16 protein-coding genes are annotated in these 15,502 nt (G+C 64.7%); 4 read left to right on the top strand and 12 right to left on the bottom strand.

Going from position 1 to position 15,502, the window contains the following annotated elements; all coding sequences use genetic code 11:
• Window positions 1–32 precede the first annotated feature (32 nt).
• The 4 genes from KR767_RS13505 to phoR all read right to left on the bottom strand — a co-directional run bounded on the left by KR767_RS13505 (window position 33) and on the right by phoR (window position 4,917).
• Window positions 33–533 carry a hypothetical protein gene (locus KR767_RS13505; RefSeq protein ID WP_166949976.1) on the bottom strand — a complete coding sequence of 167 codons (501 nt, stop codon included), beginning with the start codon at window positions 531–533 and terminating at the stop codon, window positions 33–35.
• Window positions 530–1,675, bottom strand: a complete 1,146-nt coding sequence (locus KR767_RS13510; protein ID WP_250876645.1) for an MGDG synthase family glycosyltransferase — start codon at window positions 1,673–1,675, stop codon at window positions 530–532. Before KR767_RS13510 ends, KR767_RS13505 begins: the two co-directional genes overlap by 4 nt.
• Complete coding sequence (ppk1, locus tag KR767_RS13515; protein WP_250876646.1) at window positions 1,672–3,747, bottom strand: polyphosphate kinase 1; 2,076 nt, start codon at window positions 3,745–3,747, stop codon at window positions 1,672–1,674. Before ppk1 ends, KR767_RS13510 begins: the two co-directional genes overlap by 4 nt.
• 105 nt (window positions 3,748–3,852) lie before the next feature.
• Window positions 3,853–4,917, bottom strand: coding sequence for a phosphate regulon sensor histidine kinase PhoR (phoR, locus tag KR767_RS13520; protein WP_425483499.1), 1,065 nt, complete (start codon window positions 4,915–4,917; stop codon window positions 3,853–3,855).
• Between the two features lie 57 nt (window positions 4,918–4,974).
• On the opposite strand from phoR, the gene KR767_RS21340 reads away from it, so the two are divergent.
• Window positions 4,975–5,103 (top strand): hypothetical protein, encoded by a 129-nt coding sequence (locus KR767_RS21340; RefSeq protein ID WP_279588216.1) that lies wholly within the window; start codon window positions 4,975–4,977, stop codon window positions 5,101–5,103.
• A gap of 89 nt (window positions 5,104–5,192) precedes the next feature.
• Here the strand turns inward: KR767_RS21340 and phoB are convergent, their stop codons facing one another.
• Together phoB and KR767_RS13530 are read right to left on the bottom strand one after the other, a co-directional pair.
• Entirely contained in the window at window positions 5,193–5,882 is a 690-nt protein-coding gene (gene phoB / locus KR767_RS13525; RefSeq protein ID WP_166949978.1) for a phosphate regulon transcriptional regulator PhoB, read from the bottom strand.
• Between the two features lie 196 nt (window positions 5,883–6,078).
• On the bottom strand, window positions 6,079–7,707 hold the full coding sequence (locus KR767_RS13530; protein WP_250876647.1) for a M48 family metalloprotease: 1,629 nt from the start codon (window positions 7,705–7,707) through the stop codon (window positions 6,079–6,081).
• 155 nt (window positions 7,708–7,862) lie between these two features.
• Here KR767_RS13530 and grxC point away from each other — a divergent pair, with 155 nt between their 5' ends.
• The 3 genes from grxC (at window position 7,863) to KR767_RS13545 (ending at window position 9,670) form a co-directional block, all read left to right on the top strand.
• Entirely contained in the window at window positions 7,863–8,132 is a 270-nt protein-coding gene (gene grxC / locus KR767_RS13535) for a glutaredoxin 3 (protein WP_166949981.1), read from the top strand.
• Complete coding sequence (locus KR767_RS13540; RefSeq protein ID WP_166949982.1) at window positions 8,132–8,521, top strand: carboxymuconolactone decarboxylase family protein; 390 nt, start codon at window positions 8,132–8,134, stop codon at window positions 8,519–8,521. The genes grxC and KR767_RS13540 overlap by 1 nt, the downstream gene beginning before the upstream one ends.
• A 126-nt stretch (window positions 8,522–8,647) precedes the next feature.
• Window positions 8,648–9,670, top strand: coding sequence for an isocitrate dehydrogenase (locus tag KR767_RS13545; RefSeq protein WP_166949983.1), 1,023 nt, complete (start codon window positions 8,648–8,650; stop codon window positions 9,668–9,670).
• 247 nt (window positions 9,671–9,917) lie between these two features.
• On the opposite strand, the gene KR767_RS13550 is transcribed toward KR767_RS13545, so the two are convergent.
• From KR767_RS13550 to KR767_RS13575, 6 genes are all read right to left on the bottom strand, one after another.
• Window positions 9,918–10,844, bottom strand: a complete 927-nt coding sequence (locus KR767_RS13550; protein ID WP_284732884.1) for an aspartyl/asparaginyl beta-hydroxylase domain-containing protein — start codon at window positions 10,842–10,844, stop codon at window positions 9,918–9,920.
• A gap of 101 nt (window positions 10,845–10,945) precedes the next feature.
• On the bottom strand, window positions 10,946–11,713 hold the full coding sequence (thiD, locus tag KR767_RS13555; protein ID WP_250876648.1) for a bifunctional hydroxymethylpyrimidine kinase/phosphomethylpyrimidine kinase: 768 nt from the start codon (window positions 11,711–11,713) through the stop codon (window positions 10,946–10,948).
• Window positions 11,714–12,487: 774 nt separating this feature from the next.
• Window positions 12,488–12,778 (bottom strand): GIY-YIG nuclease family protein, encoded by a 291-nt coding sequence (locus KR767_RS13560; protein WP_166949988.1) that lies wholly within the window; start codon window positions 12,776–12,778, stop codon window positions 12,488–12,490.
• A gap of 60 nt (window positions 12,779–12,838) precedes the next feature.
• A complete protein-coding gene (locus KR767_RS13565; RefSeq protein WP_166949989.1) occupies window positions 12,839–14,221 on the bottom strand; it encodes a PhoH family protein in 1,383 nt (460 codons plus the stop codon).
• Between the two features lie 82 nt (window positions 14,222–14,303).
• A complete protein-coding gene (locus KR767_RS13570; RefSeq protein WP_250876649.1) occupies window positions 14,304–14,765 on the bottom strand; it encodes a peroxiredoxin in 462 nt (153 codons plus the stop codon).
• Window positions 14,766–14,786: 21 nt separating this feature from the next.
• Window positions 14,787–15,362: a glycine cleavage system transcriptional repressor gene (locus tag KR767_RS13575; RefSeq protein ID WP_166949992.1), complete on the bottom strand. Its 576-nt coding sequence runs from the start codon at window positions 15,360–15,362 to the stop codon at window positions 14,787–14,789.
• Window positions 15,363–15,502 lie beyond the last annotated feature (140 nt).

A 15,502-nucleotide genomic window follows, 5' to 3' on the forward strand; every position in this document is an offset into this window, starting at 1 on the left:
TCGCAACATCCGGTCGCGCGCGAGGCGCGCTCCTACAGGGAGCGTTTTCGGCTTTTGGGCATCGCAGACAGGGCGAACAGCAGGATGCACAGGAAGCCGAACACCCAGTAATCCGTGGGCGCGGGGCCCCACCAGTGGCGGTGCCAGGGCACGTTCTCCGGGTTGAATCGTGCAAGCCCGAAGGCCGGGTTGAGGATGAACCACAGGCCGTCTTCGGCCACCCAGAACAACATCACGCAGGCCAGGATGCGCACCTGGGCGCGCCAGCTCCAGAAACCGCGAAATATCATCGGAAAGTGAAAGAACAACGCGATGAAGGGAAACACCCACGCGTGATAGCCGGTCATGGGCCGGCCACCCCAGAACAGGTCGAGCATCCAGTTGTTCTCGACCCGCCAGGTGGGCAGGCTGGTGGCCCAGCCGTGCGGGCCCTCGATCTCGACCTCGACGTGGGCAAACATGAAGGCGAGCAGGAAAGTGAACGCCGCCGTCGCCAGGACCGAGACGATGCGACGACGGGGCGAATGACTCATGAAGCATCCAGCCGGGCAAGCACCGTGTCGATGACGGCACGTGCTGCGTGGGGCCGGCCGATGGCGCGTGCGCGTGCTGCCATCTCGGTCCGTCGTGCGGGATCCTGCTGCAAGGCGCGCAGGCGCCACGCCAGCGCTACATGGTCGATGGCCTTCCACGCCGCGCCTTGTTCCAGCAGGTAGTCGGCGTTGCGTTCTTCCTGCCCGGGGATCGGTGCATTGACGATCATCGGCAGGCCCATCGACAGGCATTCCGAGGTGGTCAGGCCACCCGGCTTGGTGATGGCCAGGTCGCTGCACGCCATCAGGCGTTCCACATGGCGGGTGAAGCCCTGCGGAAACAGCCTGCCTGCATGCCGGCCTGCGGCCAGGGCACGCAAGCGTTCCAGTAGTTCGGCATTGCGGCCCGCCAGCACGATCAGCTGGAAGCCCTCGGTTTCCTTGAGCAGCGAATCCGCCAGTTCGTCGAGCGCGCCCACGCCGGCGCCGCCACCCATGATGAGATAGGTAGGCATCTCCGGATCGAGGCCGAAGGACACCGCCAGCTCGCGGCGATCATGGGTTTCGGCGAAGGCCGGCATCACGGGGATGCCGCTGTCGTGCACGCGATCGGCCGGCAATCCCACGGCACGCATGCGGTGGGCGATCTCGGCACTGGCGGCGAAATAGCCGGTCATCTCCGGTACCACCCACATGCGGTGCAGGTCGAAGTCGGTGACCTGCAGGTACACCGGGGCGGTGACGCGCCCCTTGCGGATCTGCCGCATCAGCATCTCGGCCGGCAGGAAGTGCGTGCACACGATGGCCTCGGGCGCGAACTCGGCGATGGCCGTGCGCAGGCGCCGCGTGTTCAGGCGTTCAATCGTGCGCCGCATGCGCTGGGTGACGGCGTCGGGGCGCGTGTCGCCCGTGATGCGATAGAGCATGCCCCACAGTCGCGGATAGCGCGTGATGAGGCTCAGGTAGAAATCGGCATAGATGCGGCGGAAGCTCGATGGCACATAGTCCATCACGTCGAGGTGCTTCGCCTCGACGTTGCGTCCTTCGCCGGCCAGTGCCTGCACCGTGGCTTCCAGCGCTTCGGCGGCACGTACGTGGCCGGCACCGGCAGAAACCGACAGCAGCAGGATGCGCCGGTTCATCCGCAGTACCGTGTCAGCAGGGCTTGCTGGGCGCTGTGTGGAAGCTCACCGGTAGCGGGTTCGCAGCGTGTATACCGCCCATCCGCGTCCAGGGACCAGGCCTGTGTATTGTCGCGCAGGTAGTTGTCGAGGGTTTCGTCGTACACGCGTCTGGCCAGGTCCGGTTCGAGGATGGGCACGCCGATTTCGATGCGGCGCATGAGGTTGCGTTCCATCCAGTCGGCGCTGGCGCAATACAGCTCGGGTTCGCCGTCGTTGCCGAACCAGTACACGCGGCTGTGCTCCAGGAAGCGACCGATGATCGAGCGCACGCGGATGTTTTCCGATACGCCCTTGATGCCCGGACGCAGCGTGCACGCGCCACGGATGATGAGGTCGATGCTCACGCCGGCGATGGAGGCGCGGTAAAGCGCCTCGACCACATGGGCTTCGTTGAGCGCATTGAGCTTGGCGACGATGCGGGCGGGGCGGCCGTTCTTCGCGTGGTCGATCTCGCGCTCGATCTTCGCCATCACGCCGCTGTAAAGCGTGAAGGGCGAATGCAGCAGGCGCTTCAGCTGGATCATAGGCCCCAGCCCCGAAAGCTGCTGGAACACCTTGTGGATGTCCTCGCCGATTTCCGGGTTCGAGGTCATCAGGCCGATGTCGGTGTAACCGCGGCTGTTGCCCTGGTGGTAGTTGCCCGTGGACAGGTGCACGTAGCGGCGCAGGCCGGTGCCCTCGCGGCGCACGATAAGCAGCATCTTTGCGTGGGTCTTGTAGCCCACCACGCCATATACCACCTGCACGCCGGCTTCCTGAAGGCGGTTGGCGAGGCCGATGTTGGCTTCTTCGTCGAAGCGCGCACGAAGCTCGATCACCACGGTGACGTCCTTGCCGTTGCGCGCGGCTTCCACCAGCAGGTCAACCAGCGGGGAGTCCTTGCCCGCACGGTACAGGGTCTGCTTGATGGCCAGTACGCCCGGGTCCTGCGAGGCACGTTTCAGCAGCTCCACCACGGTGGCGAACGATTCGTAAGGGTGGTGCAGCAGGATGTCCCGCGCACCGAGCACGTCGAATTCGTTCACGCCCTTGCCGAAGTCGGGGCACAGGCGCGGGGTGAAGCGGGGGAATTTGAGTTCCGGCCGGTCGATCTGGTCGTAGATGACACCGGCGCGGATGATGTTGACCGGTCCGTCGCAGCGATAGACGTCGTGTTCTTCCAGCTGGAAGTTGTCGATCAGCATCTCGGTGATCGCGCGCGGGCAATCGGCGCCTACTTCCAGGCGCACCGGTCGCGCGTAACCGCGTCCGGCCAGTTCCTCGCTGAGCGCACGGGCAAGGTTCTCGACCTCGGTTTCTTCCACCACCAGCTCGCTGTTGCGGGTAACGCGGAACTGGTAGCTGGCGCAGACCTCGAAGCCGGGGAAGATTTCATCGGCGAACGCCTGGAGCACCTCGGCAAGGAAGACGAAATCGCCTTCCGCCCCGGACACCTCGGCAGGCAGGTGGATGATGCGCGGCAGCGAGCGCGGCGCACGAACCAGTGCCATATGGCCTTCGCGCCCGAAGGCATCGCGGCCCTTCAGCACCACGGCCAGGTTCAGTGTCTTGTTGAGGATGCGTGGGAACGGATGCGCCGGATCGAGGCCCAGTGGCGAGAGCACCGGCATGATCTCGTTCTGGAAATAGCCCAGCAGCCAGCGGCGCTGCTTGTCGGTCCAGCGGTCACGGGTGAGGAAGCGGATGCCCTCGTCTTCCAGTGCTGGCCCCAGTTCCTCGTGCCAGATCGTGTAGACCTCGGCCACCAGCTCCAGCGTGCGCTCGCGGATGCGGGCCAGGATCTCGCCCGAGGACAGTCCGTCGGCACCCGGCGTGGCGGCACCCAGCGCATGCTTGTGCTTGAGCACGGCCACGCGCACCTCGAAGAATTCGTCGAGGTTGTTGCTGACGATGGTGAGGTAACGCAGCCGTTCCAGGACGGGCACATCCGGGTCGCGCGCCTGTGCGAGCACGCGGAAATTGAATTCCAGCGCCGACAGCTCCCGGTTGATGTACAGCCCGGGCGCCCCGAGGTCGACAGACTCGCTCATTCTCTTTGCTTTTCCTCTCACGACAGCCGATGGTGACGCAGCGGCCATCATGCCGGAAAGCGGCGACGCAGCAAGACGGAGCCGGGCATCCGCCATGGGATTCGTTTAGATTGCGCCACCACCGGCCAGCTCCTGCGGCCGGCTGCCGTCAACCAGACGGTCGCTGCCGAATACGCAGGCGAAGGTGGAGCCCTTGCCCGGTTCGCTCTCGATGGAAAGTCTTGCCTGGTGAAGGTTCAGCACGTGCTTGACGATGGACAGGCCCAGGCCGGTGCCGCCGGAGTCGCGCGAGCGGCTGGAAGAAACCCGGTAGAAGCGTTCGGTGAGGCGGGCGATATGGGCGGCCGGAATGCCGAAGCCTGAATCCTGCACCGCGAAGGTGGCGCCGTCGTCGGTCTGGCTCCAGCGGATGGCGATGCGCCCGCCCGTGGGGGTATAGCGCACGGCATTGCTCACCAGGTTGGAGAATGCGCTGTGCAGGTCCTTCGGCGAGCCCATCAGGTCGAACGGCGTGGAGATGTCCAGGGACACGGTGTGGCGGCCCTGGCTGAGCGCCTCGGCCTCCTTGCGCAGGCTGGCGAGCAGGGGCGCCATCTGTACGTGCTCTTCGGCCACGTGGTCCTGGGTTTCCAGGCGCGACAGGGTGAGCAGGTCTTCCACGATCTGGCCCATGCGCTTGGACTGGGCGCGCATCTCGTCGAGCACGGGGGCCAGTTCGGGCACATCTTCGGGATCGAGCAGTTCGAGGTAGCCGTGGATCACCGTCAACGGGGTACGCAGCTCGTGCGACACGTTGGCGACGAAGTCGCGGCGGATCTGTTCGAGCCGGGTGAGGTGACTGGTGTCCCGCGCCAGCAGCAGGCGCTGGCGGCTGCCGAAAGGCAGTAGCGTGGCCGTGACGTGGCGATTCGGATGGCCCGGTGCGGTGACGTCGTTCAGCGGCTCGCGCGCGCCTTCCGTCCACCAGTCGGCCATATCGGTATTGCGGAGCAGGTCGGTCATGACGCGGCCGCGATCACGCGTGCGCTTCAGGCCAAGCAGTTCCTCCGCCGCATGGTTGAACCAGCGGACGTGCAGCGAATGGTCCAGCAGGACCACCGCGTCCGGGAGTGTCCCGGCCGCGCTGCGCAGGTCGCGCAAGCGGGATGCGATACGGCGGGTGCGAGTCATCAGACGGTCATGCTCAGGGTGGGGCGTCGTAGGTGTTTGCAACATTGGCCCGGACTTATGACGGAACAGCGACAGCAGAGCGACGATTTCCACGACAGCGGCGCAGGTCACGCCGGCCAGGGTCGCTTCCACCAGCGCACCCGCGATGCCGCCCAGCAGAAGCAGGGCGGCACACGCGACGGGTAGTCGCCAGGAAGTCAGGAAACTAGGGGGCATATCGGAGCGGCCGTTGACGGTCTGGTGTTGCCACCATAACGCGGCGACCCCGCACTAGCCTAGGTATTGGCAGAGAACCGGTAGCCAGCGCCACGGACGGTCTGCACCATCTCGTCGAGCTTCCACGGTTCCAGCGTCTTGCGCAGGCGGCGGATATGCACATCGACCGTTCGTTCTTCGACATAGACGCTTCCGCCCCACACGTGGTCGAGCAGCTGGGCCCGCGAATACACGCGTTCCGGATGGGTCATGAAGAAGAACAGCAGGCGGTATTCGGTAGGGCCGATGGGCACGGCTTCCTCGCCGGCGAACACGCGGTGCGCGGGTCCGTCGATGCGCAGGCCGCCCAGCTCCACCACGCCCGAACCGTCGTCGCCCTGGCTGCGCCGGAGCACGGCCTTGATGCGGGCGATGAGTTCGCGGGTGGAGAAGGGCTTGATGACGTAATCATCGACCCCGGCCTCCAGCCCGTTCACCCGGTCCATCTCCTCGCCGCGGGCGGTGAGCATGATGATGGGGATTTCCCGGGACAGTTCCTCGCGACGCAGGCGTCGGGCCAGTTCGAGACCGCTGGTGCCTGGGAGCATCCAGTCGAGCAGGATCAGGTCTGGCACCCGCTCGGAAATGGCCATCTGGGCGGCGCGGGCGTCGGCGGCGTGAGCCGCGTCCATACCCGCCTTGCGAAGCGCGAAAGCGACCATGTCGCGAATCGAAGCTTCGTCTTCCACGATAAGAATGCGTTTGTGCACGCTTTGGACCGCTCGTTGGCTGTGACGGTCATATTGCAGCCATGCTGTGTTACACCGCAATGACAATGGTCACAATCAGGGTCTCAATTATGACTGCGACGGTGCGGGCGAGCCCCCTGTAGGAGCGCGCCTCGCGCGCGACCGGACGAGCGATTACGCGGCCGCTGACGCGGCCGGTCGCGCGCAAGGCGCGCTCCTACAGGGGGTGGTGCAGCTGGCTGCGGCCGTCGGGGTTGTCATCCGTGGCCACGCGTTTCTTGCGCAGCTCAAGCAACAGCGGCGTGAGGTCGCTGATGCGCGCCTGGATGCGCGAGCGCTGGTAATAATCGAGATCGTCGCGCTTCAGCAGCCGCTTCAGCTGCTCCATGGCATCGAAGGGGCGCCCGGCCAGATACGCACTATCGGCATAAGCCTCGGCAGCGCGCACGCTATCGCCCGAGCGCTCGCTGGCAAGGCCATAGGTGCGGAAAAACTCCGGGTCGTCGCTGTCGTCGAGCAGCGGACGCATCATGGCCGCGGCCGTGCGTGCGTCATCGCTACGGCCCGTACCGGCCAGTGCCTTTGCATAGCCGAGGATCACCGCCTTGTTGCGCGGCGAATTCGCATGCAGCGACTTGTAGATGGCCATGGCGTCGCCGTTGCGGCCGGCATCGACATAGGCATCGGCCATGGTCAGGCGAAGGGCCAGGCTGTTCGGCTGGCTGTTCAGCAGGGGCTGCAACTGCTCCACCGCCTGATTGCCGTGATTCGTGCGGATCAGCGCCAGCGCATAGCCATAGCGGTTGGCAGCCGTGTCGAAATCCTTGCGCTTGAGGTTGGTGGCGTAATACGTCGCCAGTTGCTGTGCATCGCCCGAGAGCACGCGCACGCGTTCCCGCATGAGGGAATAGGTGTCGGCGGCGCTGCCCGGCACGACCTTGCCGCCCGCCGTGACCAGGGTGGTAGGGTCTTTCACGTACAGCACCGGCGCCGTGCTTTTCTCCCAGTTGGCCTTGTCGATGGTCGGCTGGGCCGGACGATTGGCGAGCTTTTCTTCCAGCGTGCGGGCGCGTGCCTTGGCTTCGCTGATACGGGTCAGCGTCACCGGGTGGGTCTGCAACAGGGCGGGCAGGGATTCCTCGCCCTGGCCCACGCGCAGGGTGTCCTGCATGCGACCGAAGAAATCCGCCATGGCATCCGGGTTGAAGCCGGCATTGCCGAGGGTCTGGATGCCCACGCGGTCGGCCTCGGCTTCGTCCTTGCGGGTGAAGTTGATCTGGCGCTGCATGAGCAGGCCCTGTCCGCCCATGAGTACGGCGGGCGCTGCGTCGCCACCACCGCCCGCACCGGCGGCGATGGCGCCCAGCAGCACCAGGGCCATGAGCGGCGCATTTTTCTTCGAATCCTCGAAGGCGCGGTACAGGTGGTTCTGGTTGATATGGCCGATTTCGTGAGCCATGACGCCGGCCAGCTCGCTTTCGGTCTGGGTGATGTTGATGAGGCCGGCATTGACCCCGACGTAGCCGCCGGGCGCCGCGAAGGCGTTGATCTGGGTGTCCTTCACGATGAAGAAGGTGAAGTGGTCCTTCGGTCGCTCGCTGGCGGCCACGAGGCGAAAGCCCAGGTCGTTGATGTACTGGTCGAGCAGCGCATCGTCGAGGGTCATGTCAAGCGCATGCATCTGGCGCAGCATCATCGCGCCGTATTGCTCGGCCTCGCGCGGGCTGATCAGCGCGTTGGCGGAGCTGCCCAGGTCGGGCAGGCGCACGTTGTCCTGGGCGCCCGCCACGAAGGTGGCGGCGGCCGTGACGGCGAGGATGGCGAGATGGGGCAGGAGCGTACGCATAGGTCCGACGACGATACCATTCCTGGCGACGGGTTGACCGCCCCCGGCGGGGGCTGGAGGGCTTGGACAACGGTGCTGCGCCGAGGTTCGCCGCCTTGTAAAATGCCCCGTCCGGGGCCACTTTGGACCCTATCGAGCTACAGAGAAACGGCATCATGTCCACACCCGATATCACCATCTATTCGACGGCGGTCTGCCCGTACTGCGTGGCCGCCAAGAACCTGCTCAAGGCCAAGGGCCTGGGCTGGAACGAGGTCCGCATCGACACCGATCCCGTCCAGCGTGACGCCATGCTGGAAAAGAGCGGCGGCCGCCGGACGGTGCCGCAGATCTTCATCAACGGCACGCACGTGGGTGGTTTCGACGACCTCGCCGCCGCCGATCGCAGCGGCCGCCTGGCCGAGATCCTCGGGGCTACGCACTGATGGCCGGTGATCGCATCGAGGAGTTCACCGCGTTCCGCAAGCGGATGAACGAACGCATCCTGTCCGAAGACAACCAGGTGGTGCGCCGCTTCTTCGCCCTGGATACGCAGACCTACCGCGAAGGCGCGCTCGACGTAAAAACCAAGGAAATGCTGGGCCTCGTGGCCTCCATGGTGCTGCGTTGCGACGACTGCATCAGCTACCACGTGGCGCAGTGCAAGGAAGCCGGCGTCAACCGCGATGAATTCTTCGAAGTGTTCAGCGTGGGCCTCGTGGTGGGCGGTTCCATCGTGATCCCGCACCTGCGCCGTGCGGTGGATTTCCTCGATTCGCTCGAAGGCGGCGAAGCCGCCGACGCAGGCTCCTGCGCCGACCATCCGGGCACCTGAGCCACCGCCCTCCGGGGCGGCATCCTTGAAGGAAGTGGGTCGGATCGCCGATAATCAGGCGATTTTTCTCCCCGCGCAGGCCTTTGCATGCGCTCCCGCGATCCGCTTCCCTTCAGGAGTATCCCCATGAGCAAGACCATTGCCGTTATCCCCGGCGACGGTATCGGTCCCGAGATCATGGACGCGACCATCCGCGTCCTCGATGCGCTCGACTGCGGCCTTACCTACGACTTCGTGGAAGCCGGCGTGATTGCCCTCGAAAAGCATGGCGACCTGCTGCCGCAGGGCACCATCGATGCCATCGAGAAGCACAAGGTCGCCCTCAAGGGCCCCCTGACGACCCCGATCGGCGGCGGTTTCACCTCGATCAACGTCACCCTGCGCCGCAAGTTCGACCTCTACGCGAATGTGCGTCCGGCAATCAGCTTCCCGGGCACCAAGGCGCGCTACGACAACATCGACATCATCACGGTGCGCGAGAACACCATGGGCGCGTACATGGCCGAAGGCCAGACGCGCGAAGGCACCGGCGAGAACGAAGTGGCCGTGTCGGTGATCCGCAACACCCGCCCGGGCATGGAGCGCATCTGCCGCTACGGCTTCGAAATGGCCAAGCAGAAGGGTCGCAAGAAGGTCACGGCCGTGCACAAGGCCAACATCATGAAGACCTCGTCGGGCCTGTTCCTCGACGTGGCGCGTGAAGTGGCGAAGGACTTCCCGGAGCTCGAGTTCCAGGAAATGATCGTCGACAACGCCTGCATGCAGCTGGTGATGAACCCGTACCAGTTCGATGTCATCGTCACCACGAACCTGTTTGGCGACATCCTCTCCGACCTGTGCGCCGGTCTCGTCGGCGGCCTGGGCCTCGCCCCGGGCGCCAACATCGGCAAGGACGCGGCCATCTTCGAAGCCGTGCACGGTTCGGCTCCGGACATCGCGGGCCAGAAGAAGGCCAACCCCTGCGCGCTGCTGCTCGCCGCGGCCGACATGCTCGACCACCTCGACATGGTCGCCAAGGCCACCCGCCTGCGCAACGCGATCAGCGACGTGATGAACGCCCGCGACCGCACCACGCCGGACGTCGGCGGCACCGGCACCACCGATACCTTCGGTGACGCCATCGTCGAGCGCATTCGCGCTACGGCCTGATGTAACGAAAAGCCCCGCGAAAGCGGGGCTTTTTTCATGCAGGAGCGGTCGCGCGCAAGGCGCGCTCCTACAAGGTCATCGCGGTACTGTAGGAGCGCGCCTGCGCGCGACCGTCCCACGAAGTACCACCCAGTCAATCCGTGACCCTGTAGGAGCGCGCCTCGCGCGCGACCATCCCACGAAGTACCACCCAGTCAATCCGCGCCTCTGTAGGAGCGCGCCTCGCGCGCGACCCCCTCAGAAAACCTCACCCCCGCACAAACGGATACGGCGCGAGAAAAATCACCCAGATCGCCAGCACGATCCCGATGTACTTCACCACGCGGAACAGCTTCGGATTCGCCTTCTTGAATCGCCGCGAACGCTCGCGGCTACGCTGGTTCAAGGCAAACATGCGATTGACGAAGCCCACCTGCTCCTTGCCGTCGTCACTGTTCGGCGAAGCGGTGATAGACCCCATGAACGCACCCACACGCTTGTTCACCGCCGTCATCAGGCGGCTCTTCAGCGGCCGCTCGACGTCGGCGAACAGGATCACGCGGGTCTGGTCGGTACGATTCTCTGCCCAGTGCACGTAGGTTTCGTCGAACACCACATCCTTGCCATCACGCCAGGCGTGCATCTCACCATCGACGAAGATGCGGCAGTCATCCGAATTCGGCGTGATAAGACCCAGGTGATAACGCAGCGAACCGGCAAACGGATCGCGATGCGGATTGAGCTTGCTCCCCGGCGGAAGCAGGGCAAACATCGCTGCCTTCACGCTGGGGATGGAGTTGAGCAGCTTCACCGTTTCAGGGCACAGCGTTTCCGCCGAGGCGAGCGGCTCGCCGTACCACTTCAGGTAGAAGCGCTTCCAGCCCTGCTTGAAGAACGAATTGAACGAGGCGTCGTTGTGCTTCTCGGCGGAGCGGATATAGCCCTCGTCGAATAGATGCATGGCCTCTTCGCGGATCTTCTGCCAGTTGTTTTGCAGAAGATCGAGCTGCGGAAAGCCGCGACGATCCAGGATCGGTCGTGCAGGCACGGCGGAGAACGCGTACATCAGCAGGTTATACGGCGCGAACACCGCCGAATGATCCACGAGCTGGCGATCGAAGCGCAGGCGCGAGCGGCCACGCAGGTGCACCAGCAGCACGCACAGCGCGAACAGGATCAGCACGTAGAGGACGATGAAGCGGGGTCCCAGGAAATTCATGGAGTAGGGCTCGGCATGGACAGGCGATACGTGCGGCCGCAGGCGGCCTGTATCAACGCCGATAGGATACTCCGCCCTCAGTGGTCCAGCACGCGCGCCGGGCCGCTACCGGCCTGCCAGGCACCCCGGAAGGCCTTGTTGACCCATGCGATGGCGGCGCGGACAGCGGCGTGCGGCGATTTGCCCCTGGCCAGCCCGGCGGCTACTGCCGAGGCCAGGGTGCAGCCGGTGCCGCGGGCTTCGTAGGGCAGGCGGTCGTGACGGAACTCGATGACGCCGCTTGCGTCGTAGTAGCGGTCCACGAGCTGGCGGCCCCGGCCGTGGCCGCCCTTTAGCAGTACTCCGCGAGGGCCCAGGGCGAGGAGGTCGGCTCCGGCTTCGTCCACAGCCTTGCCGATCGCGCGGCCCAGCAGGGCTTCGGCTTCAGGCAGGTTGGGGGTGAATACGTCGGCAAGCGGGATCAGTTGGTTCACGAGTGCATCCAGGGCGTTCTCGTCGAGCAAGCGGGTGCCGCTGGTCGAGATCATCACGGGATCGATAACCAGCCGCGCGGGTTGTCGCCTTGCTATTTCCGACGCCACCAGGCGGGTGGTTGCCGCAGTTCCCAGCATGCCGGTCTTGACAGCGGCGATAGGGAAATCGGCGAACACGGCATCGATCTGGCTGCGAACATGACGAGCCGGGAGGCGATGTACAGCAGTTACGCCAAGGGTGTTCTGCGACGTGACGGCGGTGATGGCCGTCAAGCCATGGGCGCCCAGGGAGTGGAAGGTTTTCAGATCTGCCTGCACGCCCGCGCCGCCACCGGAATCGGAGCCTGCGATGGTTAGGATGTTGGGTTTCATCGGTGTGCGCGGGATTCGTAGGTGGCGCCTGGCAACTATGGAGACCGAGGCGCTGGGCTCCAGCGTTCGCTGGAACGACGGGTGATGTGATTGTAGTCACATAACTAACCCTCGCGTCGTCCCTGCGAACGCTTCGGACCCAGTGCGGTGCGGTGGGTTTTCGCGAGAGGGCCACCTACACACAAGCCGATGCAGCGTGGCGGTGCCTGCTGGTGAACCGGGGCGCTGGGTTCCTGCGTTCGCAGGAACGACGGGCTACAAGCTTGCGATTCCTTACCCGCCCCCTCACGTCGTCCCTGCGAACGCAGGGACCCAGTGCGGTGCAGTGGGTTCTGGCGAGTGAGTCACCTACACACGAGCCGATGCAGCGTGGCGATGTTTGCTGGTGAACTGGGGCGCTGGGTTCCAGCGTTCGCAGGAACGACGGGCTACAAGCTTGCGATTCCTTACCCGCCCCCTCACGTCGTCCCTGCGAACGCAGGGACCCAGTGCGGTGCAGTGGGTTTTCGCGAGAGGGTTACCTACACACGAGCCGATGCAGCGTGGCGGTGCTTGCTGGAGAACCGGGGCGCTGGGTTCCTGCCTGCGCAGGAACGACGGGCTGCAAGAGTGCGGTACCCTTTCTACCCCTCACGTCGTCCCTGCGAACGCAGGGACCCAGTGCGGTGCAGTGGGTTTTCGCGAGAGGGTCACCTACACACAAGCCGATGAAGCGTGGCGGTGCTTTCTGGTGAACCGGGGCGCTGGGTTCCTGCGTTAGCAGGAACGACGGTGTCAGAAAAGGTCGGGGTAGAGGTCTCGCCAGGATGGGTTCTCCCCCTCGATCAGTTCCAGTTTCCAGGCACGTTTCCACGCCTTGAGTTGCTTCTCCCGCAGGATGGCTGCCTCCATGGTCGGGTGCGTTTCGAACCACACCAGCCGGCTTGCCCCGTACCGTGCCGAAAAGCCATCCACGAACTTGCCGCGATGCTGCCACACCCGTTTGACGAGATCGCTAGTAACTCCAAGGTAAAGGGTGCCGTTCCGGCCGCTGGCCAGTAGATAAACGCACGGAATCCGTTCCACGAAAAACTCTCCCTGTCAGTAAGGGCCGCGGGCTTCATGCCCGCGGCCATATGGTTTGATTTACAGCGCTTCGGATGCGAAATCCGCCAGCCTCGACCGCTCGCCCCGGCGCAGCGTGATGTGCCCCGAGTGCGACCACATCTTGAAACGATCCACGGCATAAGTAAGGCCCGACGTGGTCTCGGTAAGGTAGGGCGTATCGATCTGCTCCACGTTACCGAGGCACACGATTTTCGTACCCGGACCTGCGCGCGTGATCAGCGTCTTCATCTGCTTCGGCGTGAGGTTCTGCGCCTCGTCGATGATGAGATAGCGGCTGAGGAAGGTGCGCCCGCGCATGAAGTTGAGCGAACGGATCTTCACCCGTGAGGCCAGCAAGTCGTTGGTGGCCTGGCGACCCCATGAGCCGCCTTCTTCCGGGTTGGCGAGTACTTCGAGGTTGTCGGTCAGTGCGCCCATCCAGGGCGTCATTTTTTCCTCTTCCGTGCCGGGCAGGAAGCCGATGTCCTCGCCCACGGACACCGTGGCGCGGGTCATGATGATCTCTCGGTAGCGCTGCTGGTCCATGACCTGGGCAAGGCCTGCGGCCAGCGCCAGAAGGGTCTTGCCCGTGCCTGCCGTACCCAGCAGGGTGACGAAGTCCACGTCCGGGTCCATCAGCAGGTTCAATGCGAAGTTCTGCTCGCGGTTGCGCGCGGCGATGCCCCAGACGCCATGTGCGGCGTGGCTATGATCATCGAGCAACACCAGCTTGGCACGGCGCGCGTCCTCGTCGCCGGTGATTTCCAGCACGCGCAGTTCGACATCATTTTCGCCGGGCATGTAGAGGCACTGGTGTGGATACCAGGGCTCATCCTCATGCACGTCCATTTCATAGTACGTACGGCCGCGCTCGTTCCACGAGCGCAGTTCCGGGTGCCTGCTCCAGAAATCTTCCGGAAGCGCATCCGCGCCCGTGAACAGCAGGGCGAAATCGTCGAGCGCGCGATCGTTCTCGTAATCCGCGGCATCGATGCCGAAAATCGACGCCTTGATGCGCAGGTTGATGTCTTTCGTAACCAGGGTGACCGGGCGATCCGGAAACTGGTCGCGCAGGTCGATGACGGAGGCGAGGATCTGGTTGTCCGCCTTGCCGTTGCCATGGCTGGCACGCTGCTGGAAGAACAGCCGGCCCACCGCGCCGCGCTTGAGCTTGATGCCCTGCGGGTTGGCCAGTTCGAGTCCGTCCTTAAGGTTGCCGCCACGCTCGATCAGCTCGTTGATGAAACGACTGACCTGGCGACCGTTGCGCGAAACCTCGGAGCCGCCTTTCTTCTTCTCGTCAAGTTCCTCCAGCACCGTCATCGGGATGAACACGTCGTGCTCCTCGAAGCGGAACAGCGACGTCGGATCGTGCAGAAGCACGTTGGTGTCGAGGGCGTAGATGCGCTTGCTTCCGTTCATGCGGAAGTGACCTCATGCGGAGGTTGCAATACCCGGCCGCGCGGCGACGGCCGGGGGAGGGAGCCGCGTGACGCGGTGTCCGTCACGCGGTGGGAACACTCTCGAGCACGGCCTGCGCGTGACCGGGGATCTTCACGCCCCGCCACTCGGCGGCAAGCTTGCCGTCGGGGCCGATGAGGAAGGTGCTGCGGACCACGCCCATGTAGCGCTTGCCGTAGAGCACCTTTTCGTGGATGACGTCGAAGGCCTGGCACCAGGTTTCGTCGGCGTCGGAAACGAGGGGGTAGGGCAGTTCCTGCTTCGCTGCGAAGTTCGCGTGCGAGCGCACCGAGTCGCGGGAGACGCCGATCACTTCGGCACCCCGCGCCTGGAACTGCGCATATAGATCACGGAAGTCCTTCGCCTCGTTGGTGCAGCCCGGGGTGCTGTCCTTGGGGTAGAAGAACACCACGACCCATTGGCCGGAGAGGGAGGAAAGCGACAGGCTGCTGCCGTCGCCGAGCGTGCCCTGGAGTTTCGGTACCTTCTTGCCCTTGCCGATCATGCGTAGGTTCTTTTTATCCGTTCAGAATTTCACCGGGTCCATGATGGCGTCGAGATTGAGGCCATCGCAAAGCTCGAGGAAGTCGTCGCGCAGCGCGGCGATGTGGGTCTCCGACGGGATACCGATGGTGATCTGCGCCTGGAACATCTCGGCGCCGGTCTGCATGGCCTGGTAGCGCATCGACGACAGCTGCTCCACGCTGATGTCCCGGCGCGAGAAAAACTCGATGATCTTGACCAGGATGCCCGGCCGGTCGGCGGCGATCACCTCGACCAGGTAGGGCAGCAGGTGGGTCGTAGGCTCGCGCGGCGCCGTGCGGTAATGGACGATCTGCAGGTCTTCGTCGCGGGCAAGCTTGCCCAGCGCCGTTTCCAGCTTGGCCACGGCATCCCAGGCGCCGGAGGCGAGCAGCATCACGGAGGTATCGTTGCCGATGGTGGAGACCCTGGCATCGGCCAGGTTGCAGCCTGAGTCGGCGATGCGCTTGGCCAGCGCCAGGATGGGCGCGCGGTGCGCCGGCGACAGCGTCGAGATGAGGAGCTGATTATCGGTGGCGGCGCTGCGTGCTGCGGAACGATTCAAGGCTTTACTACCCATGGCGCGACCTGCGGGGCGCAGGGCGTCGCTACGGGCCCGAGCTTAACGGGGGGCATCCTGCACTAGCAAGCCGGACCCCTGAAAAGGGTGCGAATTGGCCGAATGGACGTGTCGGGGCCTGCCCGGTAACATGCGAAGCG

It is taken from the genome of Luteibacter anthropi (genome assembly GCF_023699965.1).
Taxonomy (GTDB): domain Bacteria; phylum Pseudomonadota; class Gammaproteobacteria; order Xanthomonadales; family Rhodanobacteraceae; genus Luteibacter; species Luteibacter anthropi.